The sequence below is a fragment of the Curtobacterium sp. MCLR17_039 genome, from assembly GCF_003234745.1.
GTDB classification, from domain to species: Bacteria; Actinomycetota; Actinomycetes; order Actinomycetales; family Microbacteriaceae; genus Curtobacterium; species Curtobacterium flaccumfaciens.
Genome location: NZ_QKTF01000026.1, coordinates 1 through 12,270 on the forward strand (window position 1 = coordinate 1; position 12,270 = coordinate 12,270).

14 protein-coding genes are annotated in these 12,270 nt (G+C 73.3%); 2 read left to right on the forward strand and 12 right to left on the reverse strand.

What is annotated here, in order from left to right; genetic code table 11:
- Positions 1-196: 196 nt before the first annotated feature.
- From DEJ00_RS17910 to DEJ00_RS17930, 5 genes are all read right to left on the reverse strand, one after another.
- A complete protein-coding gene (locus DEJ00_RS17910; RefSeq protein ID WP_027465231.1) occupies positions 197-757 on the reverse strand; it encodes a MerR family transcriptional regulator in 561 nt (186 codons plus the stop codon).
- Positions 758-941: 184 nt separating this feature from the next.
- Positions 942-1,646, reverse strand: coding sequence for a MerR family transcriptional regulator (locus tag DEJ00_RS17915; RefSeq protein ID WP_111058287.1), 705 nt, complete (start codon positions 1,644-1,646; stop codon positions 942-944).
- Entirely contained in the window at positions 1,646-2,125 is a 480-nt protein-coding gene (locus tag DEJ00_RS17920; RefSeq protein ID WP_051596676.1) for an FHA domain-containing protein, read from the reverse strand. The genes DEJ00_RS17915 and DEJ00_RS17920 overlap by 1 nt, the downstream gene beginning before the upstream one ends.
- A 158-nt stretch (positions 2,126-2,283) precedes the next feature.
- Positions 2,284-3,294, reverse strand: coding sequence for an iron chelate uptake ABC transporter family permease subunit (locus DEJ00_RS17925; RefSeq protein ID WP_111058288.1), 1,011 nt, complete (start codon positions 3,292-3,294; stop codon positions 2,284-2,286).
- On the reverse strand, positions 3,291-4,325 hold the full coding sequence (locus DEJ00_RS17930) for an iron ABC transporter permease (RefSeq protein WP_111058290.1): 1,035 nt from the start codon (positions 4,323-4,325) through the stop codon (positions 3,291-3,293). The genes DEJ00_RS17925 and DEJ00_RS17930 overlap by 4 nt, the downstream gene beginning before the upstream one ends.
- Positions 4,326-4,484: 159 nt before the next feature.
- Here DEJ00_RS17930 and DEJ00_RS17935 point away from each other — a divergent pair, with 159 nt between their 5' ends.
- The gene (locus tag DEJ00_RS17935; protein ID WP_111058292.1) at positions 4,485-5,972 is read left to right on the forward strand and encodes a S1C family serine protease; all 1,488 of its coding nucleotides are present in this window, start codon (positions 4,485-4,487) and stop codon (positions 5,970-5,972) included.
- A gap of 19 nt (positions 5,973-5,991) precedes the next feature.
- On the opposite strand, the gene DEJ00_RS17940 is transcribed toward DEJ00_RS17935, so the two are convergent.
- Together DEJ00_RS17940 and DEJ00_RS17945 are read right to left on the reverse strand one after the other, a co-directional pair.
- Positions 5,992-7,149 (reverse strand): hypothetical protein, encoded by a 1,158-nt coding sequence (locus DEJ00_RS17940; protein ID WP_111058294.1) that lies wholly within the window; start codon positions 7,147-7,149, stop codon positions 5,992-5,994.
- Between the two features lie 171 nt (positions 7,150-7,320).
- The gene (locus tag DEJ00_RS17945; RefSeq protein ID WP_258373730.1) at positions 7,321-7,578 is read right to left on the reverse strand and encodes a hypothetical protein; all 258 of its coding nucleotides are present in this window, start codon (positions 7,576-7,578) and stop codon (positions 7,321-7,323) included.
- Positions 7,579-7,611: 33 nt separating this feature from the next.
- Between DEJ00_RS17945 and DEJ00_RS17950 the strand changes: the two genes are divergently transcribed.
- The gene (locus DEJ00_RS17950; protein WP_027465224.1) at positions 7,612-7,974 is read left to right on the forward strand and encodes an RNA-binding S4 domain-containing protein; all 363 of its coding nucleotides are present in this window, start codon (positions 7,612-7,614) and stop codon (positions 7,972-7,974) included.
- On the opposite strand, the gene DEJ00_RS17955 is transcribed toward DEJ00_RS17950, so the two are convergent.
- From DEJ00_RS17955 to DEJ00_RS17975, 5 genes are all read right to left on the reverse strand, one after another.
- Positions 7,968-8,342, reverse strand: a complete 375-nt coding sequence (locus tag DEJ00_RS17955; RefSeq protein ID WP_181440231.1) for a hypothetical protein — start codon at positions 8,340-8,342, stop codon at positions 7,968-7,970. The two genes, DEJ00_RS17950 and DEJ00_RS17955, sit on opposite strands and share 7 nt — an antisense overlap.
- Entirely contained in the window at positions 8,342-9,277 is a 936-nt protein-coding gene (locus DEJ00_RS17960) for a DnaJ domain-containing protein (protein ID WP_111058296.1), read from the reverse strand. Before DEJ00_RS17960 ends, DEJ00_RS17955 begins: the two co-directional genes overlap by 1 nt.
- Positions 9,278-9,450: 173 nt before the next feature.
- Positions 9,451-10,527, reverse strand: a complete 1,077-nt coding sequence (locus DEJ00_RS17965; RefSeq protein WP_111058298.1) for a winged helix DNA-binding domain-containing protein — start codon at positions 10,525-10,527, stop codon at positions 9,451-9,453.
- Positions 10,524-11,270: a phosphotransferase enzyme family protein gene (locus DEJ00_RS17970; RefSeq protein WP_027465222.1), complete on the reverse strand. Its 747-nt coding sequence runs from the start codon at positions 11,268-11,270 to the stop codon at positions 10,524-10,526. The genes DEJ00_RS17965 and DEJ00_RS17970 overlap by 4 nt, the downstream gene beginning before the upstream one ends.
- Before the next feature lie 106 nt (positions 11,271-11,376).
- Positions 11,377-12,261: an NUDIX domain-containing protein gene (locus DEJ00_RS17975; protein ID WP_111058299.1), complete on the reverse strand. Its 885-nt coding sequence runs from the start codon at positions 12,259-12,261 to the stop codon at positions 11,377-11,379.
- Positions 12,262-12,270 lie beyond the last annotated feature (9 nt).

The following is a 12,270-nucleotide window of genomic DNA, read 5'->3' on the forward strand; positions in this document are numbered from 1 at the left end:
GTCACAACACACCGCTCACGCCCCCCCCCCCCGAGCGGTCACCAACTGTCAGTTGGGAGCGCCGCAAGCGACGGTTCGTGACCACTCGGCGACGCGCACACGGCGATTCGCGACCGTTGGACCCGATCCCGAACGCGAACCCGAACCCGAACCCGAACCCAAACCCAAACCCGAACCCGGGCCCCAATGCGAACGGTCAGGAAGCGCGGGAAGCGCGACGAGCGGCGAGCTCGTCCGAGGGGTCGGCCGCGGCGGTGGCGTCGAGCTCGACCAGGGAGCTCTCGACCTCGCGCAGGACCTTGCCGACCGCGATGCCGAAGACACCCTGGCCGCGTGACACGAGGTCGATGACCTCGTCGTCGGAGGTACACAGGTACACCGAGGCGCCGTCGGACATCAGCGTGGTCTGCGCCAGGTCGGAGACGCCGGACTCACGGAGCTGGTTGACCGCGGTGCGGATCTGCTGCAGCGAGATGCCGGTGTCGAGCAAGCGCTTCACGAGCTTGAGCACGAGGATGTCGCGGAACCCGTACAGTCGCTGCGACCCGGAGCCGGCGGCCCCGCGGATCGTCGGTTGCACGAGCTCGGTGCGGGCCCAGTAGTCGAGCTGTCGGTACGAGATGCCGGCTGCCCGTGCGGCGACGGTGCCGCGGTAGCCGTTCTGCTCGTCGTGCTCGGGCAGACCATCGGTGAAGAGCAGCCCGAGGTCGTACCGGGTCACATCAGACTCGGTGCCAGGGGTGTCGTTCCCACTCATGAGCTTGCCTTCCACGACGATCGAGCTCCCACCCGAAGCTTCAACGACGGGTTGAGAGTTGTTCCGAGGTCCACGGTAGCGACTCCGACCGCTCCCGCGCGGGACATCCGACCCGGCGCGTCCGGCGTGTCGAGGATACGCCTCGGCCACTGACACACAAGCCCTGTCGAAGCACCGGACGGCGTCATGCGTCGAGACGACCGATGGCCTGGCGGATGAGGTTCGACCGGATGACCTCGAGGTGCCCGGCGATCTCACGCGCGAGCTCGGTGGCCTTGGCCCGCGAGGTGGCGTCGCCCCGGCGGGAGACCGGCATGAGGGCGGACTCGATGAGACCGACCTCGCGCTCGGCGGTGCTGCGCAGCGTGCGGAGGTGTCGCGGTTCGATACCCGTGCGCTGCAGTTCGACCAGGGCCTTCAGCACGGAGACGCCGTCGTCGCCGTAGGTGTCCGTGGCCGGGAGCAGCGAAGCCGAGACCGCGTCAGCGAGGAGCATCGGGGAGGCTCCGGCTGCCCGGACCGTCTCGTCGCGGGTGTACCGACGCTCACGGCCGAGGATCGACGGCTTCGGCGCGTCGCCTCCGCCGGGCAGGACGGGCTCGCGGCCGGCATCGAGGTCGGCGAGGTACTCCTTGATGACCTTGAGCGGCAGGTAGTGGTCGCGCTGCAGTCCGAGGATCACCCGGAGCCGCTCGAGGTCGGCAGCGGAGAACTTGCGGTACCCACTGGCCGTGCGGATCGGGGTGACGAGCTCGCGCTCTTCGAGGAACCGCAGCTTGGAGCTCGACAGGTCCGGGAACTCGGGCTTGAGGCGAGCGAGGACCTGCCCGATGGTGAGCAGGTCCGGCGCCGCGGACCCCGCCCGGGCCGCAGCGGACCGTGCGGCCACTACGCGTTCGCCAGGCGCGCCAGGTCGACCCGAGATGCGTAGAACGTCAGGCGGAACTTGCCGACCTGGACCTCGGCCCCGTCGGTGAGCAGCGCTTCGTCGATGCGGACACCGTCGAAGTACGTGCCGTTCAGGGAACCGTTGTCCTTGACGCTGAAGCTCGTGCCGTGGCGCAGGAACTGCGCGTGCTTGCGCGACACGGTGACGTCGTCGAGGAAGATGTCGGCGTCGGGGTGTCGACCGGCCGTCGTGACGTCGGAGTCGAGGAGGAACCGCGCACCCACGTTGGGGCCGCGACGGACCACGAGCAACGCCGACCCGGAGGGCAGGGCGTTGACGGCTTCACGTTCTTCGGTCGAGACACCGGACTCGGCGGTGAGCGCCGCGCCCATGTCCATGCTGAAGGTCAGCGTGGTGTCGACCAGCCGCTGCTCCGGGGTCTTCTGACCGCCCGGCTGCGGGACCACTGGATCTGGCATCGGTGGACCTCCTCCTCTTGGCCCACCAGCGTATCGGAAACGAAGGCCCGAGCGGCAGCCCCGATCTGGGACTGTGGAGGGACTTCCGCGATCCGCGAACGCACGAGCCGCGTCAGCGACCCGTGGGACCCGAAGTCATCGACTCGTGCGACCCGTCGTCACCGGCCCCGCGCGAGCAACCAGAGCAGGTACGGCGCCCCTACGACGCCCGTCACGACCCCCACCGGCAGCGCGTTGCCAGGGATCGCGAACTGGGCGAGCAGGTCGCTGCCGAGCGTGATCGCGGCACCGACGGCTGCGGCCGGCGCGAGTGCGACCCGTCCGCCGCCGACCAGGCGTCTGGCGATCGGCGCGGCCATCAGCGCCACGAACGAGACGGGCCCCGCCGTGGCGACGGCTGCGGCGGTCAGGCACACGGCGGTGAGGAGCAGGAGCACCTTCGCCCGGTCCGGCCGGAGTCCGAGTGCGGCGGCGACCTCGTCGCCGAGGCTCAGCACCTGCAGGCGTGCGGACTGCAGCAGTGCGAGCACGCCGAGCACGACGAACGCGATGGCGAGCACCCCGACCAGGTCGCGGTCGACGGCGTTCAGGCTGCCCGAGAGCCAGAGCAGCGCTGTGCCGGCCTGGGTGACGGTGCCGCTCGTGAGCATCCAGCCGGTGATGCTCAGGCAGATCGCCGCGACACCGATGCCGACGAGGACGACCCGGTTGCCGGTGATCCCCCGTCGCCAGGCGAGCCCGGCGATGACGATCGAGACCACCACCGCGCCGACGAGCACGACCGAGAAGAGCGTTCCACCGCTGGCACCGAACAGCACGATGGCGGTGAGTCCGGCGGCACTGGCCCCCGAGGTGATCCCGATGACGTCGGGGCTCGCGATCGGGTTCCGCACGACGCTCTGCACGATCGCGCCGGCGACGCCGAGGCTCGCGCCGACGAGGACGGCACCGAGCACCCGCGGCCCGCGGAGCTGCCCGATCACGAAGTCCGAGATCCGATCCCCCTGGCCGAACAGGGAGGCGAGCACCTGGCCCGGGGTGAGCGGGATCGAACCGGCGCCGAGCCCGACCAGGACGAGCACCACGACGACCACGACCACGGCGACGAGCACCGCGACCTCACGACGAAGCCCCGAGCGCAGCCCGACGGAACCGAACAGCCGCCTCACAGTCCCCGCACCACCCTCGACCGCACGAGCGCGATGAACACCGGCGCCCCGATGAGCGCCGTGACGATGCCGACCTGCAGCTCCCCCGGATACGCCACGACGCGGCCGATGACATCGGCGACGAGCAGCAGTGCGGGGGCGACGATCGCCGACAGCAGGATGGTCCAGCGGTGGTCGGGGCCGCTCAGCCGGCGGACGGCGTGCGGCACGGCGAGCCCGACGAAGGCGATCGGCCCGGCGGCGGCCACCGCGGACCCGGCCAGCAGCACCGCGACCAGACCGCCAACGGCGCGGACGAGCACGACCCGCTGCCCGAGCGACGCCGCGAGTTCGTCCCCGAGCGCGAGGGTGTTGAGCGACCGACCGAGGCCGAACGCGATCGCCAGCCCGACGAGCACCGGCGCCGTGATGATCCCCACCGTGCCGAGGTCCTTGCCGGCGAGGGCACCGACCTGCCAGAACCGCAGCTGGTCGAGCAGGCTCTGGTCGGTCACCAGCACCGCGGTGGTGACCGACGACAGCGCTGCGGCGACCACGGCTCCGGCGAGGGCGAGTCCGACGGGTGAGAGGCCGCGACGGGCGACGGTCGCGATCCCGTACACGAGCAGTGCGGCGAGGGCTGCCCCGACGAACGCGAACGGCAGGTAGGCCGCCGTGCCGCTCACGCCGAAGAGCGCGATCCCGGCCACCACGGCCAGGGTCGCTCCGGAGTTGATGCCGAGGACGCTCGGGTCGGCGAGCGGGTTGCGCGTCACGCCCTGCATGACCGCCCCGGCCACCCCGAGCGCGGCCCCGGCGAGCAGTCCGACGACGGTGCGGGGCACACGGTTGCCGAGCACGATGAGCCCGACCTCGTCGCTCCGACCGGGGTGCATCACCGTGTCGAGGACGGTGCCGAGCGGGATCGGCCGCGAGCCGTACGCGATCGACAGCGCACACGCCACGGCGAGGACGACGACCGCCAGCACGGTCGCACCGACGAGTCGGGGGACGGAGCTGGGAGCCGGGGGCGTGGACGTCGACGGAGGCATGGAAGTAAGGCCACCCTAACGCCGGAGCCCCACTCGGCGTCCCCCGAGCAAGCCCGGAGCGTGCGCAGGGTTCGTTCATAGGCTCGTCATGGGGAAGCGCTCTGTACTGGTCTCCATCGACGCCCGACCGGGCCGTCGAGGGACGACCGGAGAGCACCGATGAACGAGACCCCGAACCCCGCAGCCGCCGACCACGACGAGAACGGCACCCCCGCCGCGCAGCAGCAGGCTCCCGGGATGCACTGGGAGGCGCCGCACGCCGACCCGGCCTCCCTGCGCCCGGCGTACGCGTTCGACGGCTCCGGTCCCTACCTCTACGGCCCGGACGGCTCCGGCCCCTACGCCTACACCCCGGACGGCCGCGGCCCGTACCTGATCGGCAGCCCGGCCCTCGCCGGCGCGAACCACGCCTGGGCGTACTCAGCGGCGACCGCGAACCACCCCGGTACGACGAAGCGACCGCGTCGGCTCGGGCTGATGATCGGCTCCGGCATCGCCACGCTCGCCATCGTCGGTGCGGCCGGTGGTACCGCCCTCGGCCTGTCCTCGCAGGGGACGACCACGACGTCGAGCCAGTCGCAGGGCACCACCACGCTGCCCGGCACCGACGGCACCGACGGCACCGGCGGCACGGGCAGCGGCGACGGCACGAACGGCTTCACGGTGCCCGGCGACGGCACCGGGAGCGGCAGCGACACCGGCACCGGCACCGGCACGACCCAGTCCCCCGCCACGGCGGCGACGGCCGCCGACAAGAAGGGCGTCGTGACCATCAACACCGTCCTGAACTACGACGAGTCGTCGCAGGCGGCCGGCACCGGCATGGTCCTGACCTCCGACGGCACGATCCTGACGAACAACCACGTGATCCAGGGTGCGACGAGCATCACCGTCACCGACGAGACCACCGGCAAGGAGTACAAGGCCGACGTGGTCGGGGCGGACGCCACCAACGACGTCGCCGTGCTGAAGCTCGAGAACGCCTCCGGGCTGTCCACGGTCACGCTCGACGATGACGGCGAGCCGAGCACCGGCGACACCGTCAAGGACGTCGGGAACGCCGAGGGCACCGGCAACCTCGTCGCCGCCGAGGGCACCGTCACCGCGACCGACCAGGACATCCAGGTGCAGAGCGAGTCCGGCACCGGCACCGAGTCCCTGACCGGCCTGATCGAGATCTCGGCGGACATCGTCTCCGGTGACTCCGGCGGGCCGGTGCTGGACAGCGAGGGCGAGGTCGTCGGCATGGCCACGGCAGCGTCCTCGGGCACGGCCGACGTCACCGGCTACGCCATCCCGATCACCACCGCGAAGACGATCGCCGAGAAGATCCTCGCCGGGGAGTCGTCGAGCACGATCACCATCGGGCTGCCCGCGTTCCTCGGGGTCCAGGTCAGCAACACCACCGGCACCACGGGCGGCGTCACCGTCGCCGGCACGGTCGAGGGCTCCGGCGCCGCGAGCGCCGGCCTGACCGCCGGGGACACGATCACAAGCGTCGACGGCACCGCCGTGACGAGCTCGGACCAGCTGACCAAGGTCGTCCAGTCGCACTCGGTGGGCGACAAGGTGAGTGTCCGCTACACCGACAGCACCGGCGCCGCGAAGACGGTCACGATCACCCTGACCGCCGGCCCCGCCGCGTAGCGGGAGAACGCAGGCGCGCTCAGCCCAGCAGCGCCCGCACCACCGACCGGTAGACGTTGGCCGGGGAGTCCGTCCGGAAGGCGGTCTCCCCGGCCTTCGTCGTACCCACGCGCGCGAAACCGTGTCCCTCGGCCCGCACGATCGTGATCGGCTTCGGCTTGCCCGGTCGACGCAGGTACGAGACGGTCCACGGCGCAGCCCAGAACCGCGCGAGGCGCGGGTCCGCCTCGGCGAGGGCCTCCGGCAGGTCCGGTGCGTCCGGACCGCCGGCCAGCTTGCGGCCGAGCAGGTGCCCTGGGAGCGACCCCGTGCGGAACGGGAAGGTCCACGTCGGACCGATGCCGAGCCTCCCGGCCATCAGCGCGACGGCCCGGTCGGGCGTGACGGACGCGACCACGGCACCCGCCGCGTCGGTCCCGTCGACGACGGTCTGCGACCAGGCCTGGAGGCGCGACTCGCCACCGTCGGGCAGGTGCTGTTCCAGCGTGACCGGCTGGGCATCGCCCTGCCAGGGTTCGAGCAGGGTCTGGGTCGACTCCGGCAGCGTGCCGAGCCGACCGACGAGGCCCGCCTCGATGAGTTCGCGGCCCGCAGCGGTGCGGAGGAGCGTGGGGTTCCACCGGCGTCCGGCGAGGCTCTGCAGGGTGCCGATCGCGTCCGTGCTGAGCCGGGGGCCCTCGAGCGGTGTCGTCGGGGCGGGGGCCGGCAGGGGTTCGAGGTCACGCTCAGGGCGGACCGGGACCGTCTCGGTGGCGCGGACGCTCTCGAGGACGGCGAGCACGAGGTCGTCGGTCTCGAGCAGCCGGGCGAGCGGGCGTTCGATCGTCAGGTCGACGCGGTGCCGGCCGGTGACGAAGAGCAGGTGGGTGCCGGCGACGTCGCCGTGTTCGTCGGGCCGGACGTACTCGACCAGCCGGGCCGGGGCGCCGGCGGTGGTCCACGGGTCGCAGCCGACGAGCAGCAGGCCCTCGACCGAGCCGGGCAGTCGCGCGAGCAGGCCGGTGTTCTCGTCGCCGATCGCGCGGTCGCTGGGTCGGGATCGGACGGTGAGGACGACGTCGTCGCCGGTGACGCGCAGGTCCGCCTGGGCTGTGTCCTCGCGGCGCCAGGAGTCCGGGCGGCGGAGGGTGAGGCGGGCGGTGCGGTCCTCGGTGCCGAGCGGGACGGGGACTGCCATGGGATGAGCGTATGTCGGGAGCGGGGCGCGGGGGCGTGCGGCTCGCCGGGGTGGCTCGGGTGGGCTCGCACCGTGCGAGGTGCTGAGCGAGTGGTGCGGGGTTCCGTCCTCCGTGCGACCCACGAGCGGTCGCACGGAGGACGGGACCGCGCACCAGACGCGCCGAGCGCGTCAGCGCCGCGCAGGCCGCGCGGGCGGGGGCGGCGGGACGGGCTTCGCGGCGACGACGTCGGCGAGCCGGACCTCGACCGGGCCACGGCGGGTCGCGATCGTCACGACGTCGGGCGCCCGGGCGACCAGGTCGCCGAGGGCGTCCTGCGCGCCGTCCCCGTGGTGCGCCCGGACCACCAGGCGGTCGCCGATCGCGGCGTCGTGCAGCACCCCGAGCGCACGGGCCCGGGCGATCGCCGCCTGTTCGTCCGCATGCACCGCCCCAGGGTACGGGCCGCCTAGAGTGTCGGCATGGAGAAGGCCCGGGTCGACAGCTGGATCTGGGCCGTCCGGATCACCAAGACCCGGTCGGCCGCAACTGCCGCGTGCAAGGCCGGGCACGTCCGGGTGAACGGGGAGCGGGCGAAGCCGGCGCAGCCGATCGGCCCCGGTGACGAGGTGCGGGTGCGCCAGAACGGCTTCGACCGCATCGTCGTGGTGACCGGCATCATCCTGAAGCGGACGAGCGCCCCCGAGGCCGCGAAGCACTTCGAGGACAAGACCCCGCCGCGGCTGTCGAAGGAAGAGGCCGGGTTCGTCCCGATGCGCGACCGCGGGGCCGGACGGCCGAGCAAGCGGGAGCGCCGCGACCTCGAGAAGCTCCGCGGCTACTGACGCTTCGGCTTGCCGAACGGGTCGATGACGACTTCGAACTCCGTTTCGCCGTCCCACTCGACGGTGACCGGCTGCCCGGTCCAGCGGGCCTCGAGGTGACCGTCGTCGTCCTCGTCGGAACCGCACAGAGCCGAACCGCTCGGCACCCGCTCGATCGCCACCCGTCCCGCACGGCCGACCGCGTACAGCTCGACGACCCGTCCACGGATCGACTGCGTCCGCGCCGAGTCGTGTCGGACCTCGCCGAACCGCCGTGCTCCGTCCGCGGAGACGACCCAGTACTCCACGACATCCCCGATCTCCACGGCCGGGCCACAGCACTCGTGCTCCCAGCCGCCGATCTCGACCACGACGTGCGACGCGGACATCAGACGAAGCGGACGGTCTGCTGCAGGCGGTCGCGGATCTCGAACACGTCGACCGAACCGGCCGGCGACCAGACGCCGCCCAGCACCTGGGCGAGCGCACTGCGACGGACGACGAGCGCGGTGGGCTTCTTCGGGGAGCCGACGAGCTGCACGTCCTCGGTGACGGCGGCGTCCGGTACGACGAGCAGCCGCCCGGAGAACCGCACCCGGGTCTGCTTCTGCACGGCGCGGGCGGCGCGGACGAGTTCCTTGACGGGTCGCTCCCCCGGTGCGAGCGTCTCGCCGACGATCTCGCCGTGCTCGACGCGGACCGGAGCGCCCCAGTCGATGGACTCGACGGCCCAGAGTCCGCTCGGGGCCAGGACGGCGTGGTCGAGCTTGCCCTCGGCCCCGGCGTCGAGGTCGTGCCACACCGTGACGCCGATCCCCATGTCGGAGACGATCAGGGCGGTCGCCTCTTCGGCCAGGGCCTCGGCGAGCAGCCGCCGGATGTGCCGGGGCGCGGAGCGGATGAGCGTGGGGTCGTAGGGGTCCTCGATGGGGTCGCCGAGGCCGACCCACTCGCGCTCGGCCTGCAGGAAGACCTCGCGCGACCGACCACCGGGGTGTCCGTGGGACCGCGCCCGGGGGCGGGTGTCGCGACGCGCTGCCGGGGGTGCGTAGGCGTCGCGACCGGTGTCGCCCCTGCCGGTCGAGCCGGAAGCACCGAACGAAGCCGACGCGCGGGACCCGATGTCGTACGCGCGCCGGGCTTCCGGCGTGCCGATGTGCTCCCACGCGAGCTGGACCTGGCGGAAGCGCTGGGCGTCGCCGCCGAGGTCGGGGTGCGTCTCGCGGGCCGCCCGCCGGTAGGCGCGGCGGAGCGCGTCGTCGTCAGCCGTCGCGGGGACGCCGAGGACTTCGTAGGGGGTGGCGTCGGCCGGGCTGTCCGTCATGGCCCTGCGACATTACCGGAGACAGTGTCGGAGTCCGCCGCATGGTTGCTGAGTACGGTCTGGGCCCACGCCGCCGGTTCCGCACCGACGCGCCAGCGGCAGGGCGGCCGTGCCGGTGGGGAGAGGGCCGGTGCAGTCTCGGACCGCCGGCACACGGTCCGCAGGTGGTCGCGTCAGACCACCGCGGTCACGACCGGCGCTCCGAGGAACGCCGCGTACCTCGCGGCCGCAGCATCGAGTGCACGGACGGACGACGCGTCGAGGGCGACGAAGGGTGCGACGGTGACGAGGTGCTCGGCCCGGCGCTCGGTGCGCTTCCAGGTGCCGACGACGCGACCCCGGACGACGGCCATCGGCAGGAACACGCCGTTGGCTCCGGGGACGACCCGATCGGCGTGGGCGGGGTCGAGCTGCGCGGACCGGTCGGCGTACCCGAGCAGGTACTCGTCGAAGCCGGGGAGCAGGTGCCCGGTGGGGACGCGCGCGGCTGCCGGCCGGTCGGCGAGGGCGAGGAGCCCGTCGCCGAGGTCCTCGACCGCGTCCCCCGCCGCGGCCCGGGCCCGGCGGAGGTCACCGAGCGGCAGCTTCGTCCAGCTCGCGGCGTCGGCCTCGGTCGCGGGGCCACGGCCGCGCAGGTACCCGAGCAGGACCCGGCGGAGGGCTTCGTCGCGGTCCGGCGGGTCAGCGGTGGCGGGTGCCCACTCGTCGAGCAGCACGAGCCCCTGCCCGACGCGGGCGGTGGGACCCCAGGCGACGAGGCGTTCCTGCGCGAGCTGCAGGACCAGGTGGTAGCCGCGACCTCCGGCCGGGTCGATGCCGGCAGCGCGGTACGCGGCGAACAGGTCGTCGCGGACCAGCGAGCGGCCGCCCTCGAGGGCCGCGATCGTCGCGTCACGGGCCCGGCCGAGCAGGGCGTCGTCGATGCCGAGCTCGGCGGCGCGTCGGGCGATCGTGCGGAGCGTCCGTTCGGCGGTGAGCGAGAGCAGCAGTCGCAGGTCGTCGGGGCGCAGGGCGTGCAGGGTGCCGCGCATCGGCCACGAGCGGACGAGTTCCCCGCGGTCGAAGGCACCGCGGACGTCGTCCCGCGTCGATCCGGGAGCGCGGACCCCGAAGGCCCAGAGCACCTGGCCGAGGTCCTGCCCCTGCACCGCCAGCATCCGCTCGACGACCTCGGTGGTGCGCCGCCCGGGCGCCGCGATGCCCTGCGCCGCGAACCGCGCCGTCCGGAGCCGCGCGGGGCTGGTGGTCACGCGACGGCGGCGGTGACGGCGTCGGCGTGCTGCTCCAGGTAGGCGACGTCGGCGCGGTACAGGTCGGCGTGGCCGTGCTGCAGGTCGCTGACGAACTTCGGGTTGCCGGCGGCGGCCTCGTGCTCGATCGTCGTGACGAGGGCGACGAGGGACGCGATCATCGTCTCGGCCAGGACGCTCCGGGAGCGGTCGTCGAGGGCGTAGGCGCGGCAGAACTCGGCGGCCCGTGCGAGCCGCTCGTCGAGGTCGGGGGCGGTCGATCCCTCGACGGCGCCGGTGGTGAACGGCGCGAACCGGTAGACGGCACTCGCGACGTCCCAGACGCGGGGCCCGGGATGCGCGGTGTCGAAGTCGATCAGGCCGACGGCGGCGATGCCGTCGTAGACGCAGTTGTACGGGGCGAAGTCGCCGTGCACGATCGTCTCGACCGGAGCACGGTCGGCCTGCGACCAGAGGTCGTCGGTGGCGCTGCGCGGGAAGCTGGCGGCGGCGTCGTGGAACTGGCGGAGCAGGCGGGCGCTGGTGACGAGGGCTGCCTCACTGGCGATGTCCTCGGTCCAGGGGTACTCCCCCGCGACGCCCGGGACGAACGAGACCGTCTCGAGGGTGTCACCGAGGGCGATCGGTTCCGGGGCTGCGACGAACCCCTGCTCGTGCAGGTGGGCGAGCAGCCGGTGCACCGTGGGGGTCCACGGCCCGGCGGGGCGGTGGACTCGGTCGTCGGCCCTGGTGATGCGCTCCAAGGGGAACCTCCTGCGTGTTGCGTCTCCGTTGACGTGAGGGCCAGCGTACCGGCAGCGACCGACGGCCGCTCCGCGACCATCCGGAACACGGCGGTCCGAGTGGCGGCTACAGCTGGTCGCGCAACCAGGACGGCCCGTGGACGACCGCGCCGAGGGCCTCGACGCGGTCGCGGAGCTCGCGGTCGGCCGTCACGACGACGACCGGGCCGTCGCCGGCCTGCACCGCGGCCCGCGCGGACTCGACGATCGCGTCGTCGCCTGATGCCGGAGCACGGACGACGTCGACAGCGCCCGTGGCGGCGACGTCCGCAGCGGCCCGGGCCTCCCCCTCGAGCACCACGGTCCACCGCGGCCACCACCGCGCGAACGGCAGGTCGAGCAACGATGCGGGCACCCCGCCCGCGGCGAGCGCCGACACCTGTGCGAGCAGGCGTGACGCGGCGCCGGCTCGGTCCTTCCACCAGCCGTCGGGCACGCTGCCGACGACGTTCGCCGCGTCGACGACGACGTGCGGCGTGGTCGCGACGGTGGCGCGGAGCGCCGGCCACGACCTGCCGAAGCCGGGGTGCAGGGGCAGGTCGTCGACCTGGTCGATCGGGATCCACGACAGGGCGAGGCTCTCGCGGTCGGCGATGACGGGTTCGAAGGGTCGGGAGGCGCGCCCCACGACGGTCGTGTAGGTCCAGAACCCCAGGTCGAGCAGTGCCGTGTGGCGCAGGGCGATCGCGTCGTCGGGCACACCGGCTTCCTCGGCGGATTCGCGGAGGGCGGCGGTCACGGCTGCTTCGCCCTGGTGCCGTGCGCCGCCGGGGATGCCCCAGGTGCCGCCGTGGTGGCTCCACTCGACGCGGTGCTGCAGGAGCACGCGGCCGGCGCCGTCGTCGACGAGCAGGCCGGCGGCGCCGAAGCGTCCCCACGCCTTGGTGCCGTCGGGGCCGACCGCCCAGGCGTCGCCGGGGTCGCGGGGGCCGGGTGGCTGTCTCTTATACACATCTCCGAG

Coding starts and splice junctions, on each gene's coding strand:
- DEJ00_RS17910 (WP_027465231.1), bottom strand. CDS start 757: ATGAGTGGGAACGACACCCCTGGCACCGAGTCTGATGTGACCCGGTAC.
- DEJ00_RS17935 (WP_111058292.1), top strand. CDS start 4,485: ATGAACGAGACCCCGAACCCCGCAGCCGCCGACCACGACGAGAACGGC.
- DEJ00_RS17930 (WP_111058290.1), bottom strand. CDS start 4,325: ATGCCTCCGTCGACGTCCACGCCCCCGGCTCCCAGCTCCGTCCCCCGA.
- DEJ00_RS17920 (WP_051596676.1), bottom strand. CDS start 2,125: ATGCCAGATCCAGTGGTCCCGCAGCCGGGCGGTCAGAAGACCCCGGAG.
- DEJ00_RS17950 (WP_027465224.1), top strand. CDS start 7,612: ATGGAGAAGGCCCGGGTCGACAGCTGGATCTGGGCCGTCCGGATCACC.
- DEJ00_RS17960 (WP_111058296.1), bottom strand. CDS start 9,277: ATGACGGACAGCCCGGCCGACGCCACCCCCTACGAAGTCCTCGGCGTC.
- DEJ00_RS17955 (WP_181440231.1), bottom strand. CDS start 8,342: ATGTCCGCGTCGCACGTCGTGGTCGAGATCGGCGGCTGGGAGCACGAG.
- DEJ00_RS17940 (WP_111058294.1), bottom strand. CDS start 7,149: ATGGCAGTCCCCGTCCCGCTCGGCACCGAGGACCGCACCGCCCGCCTC.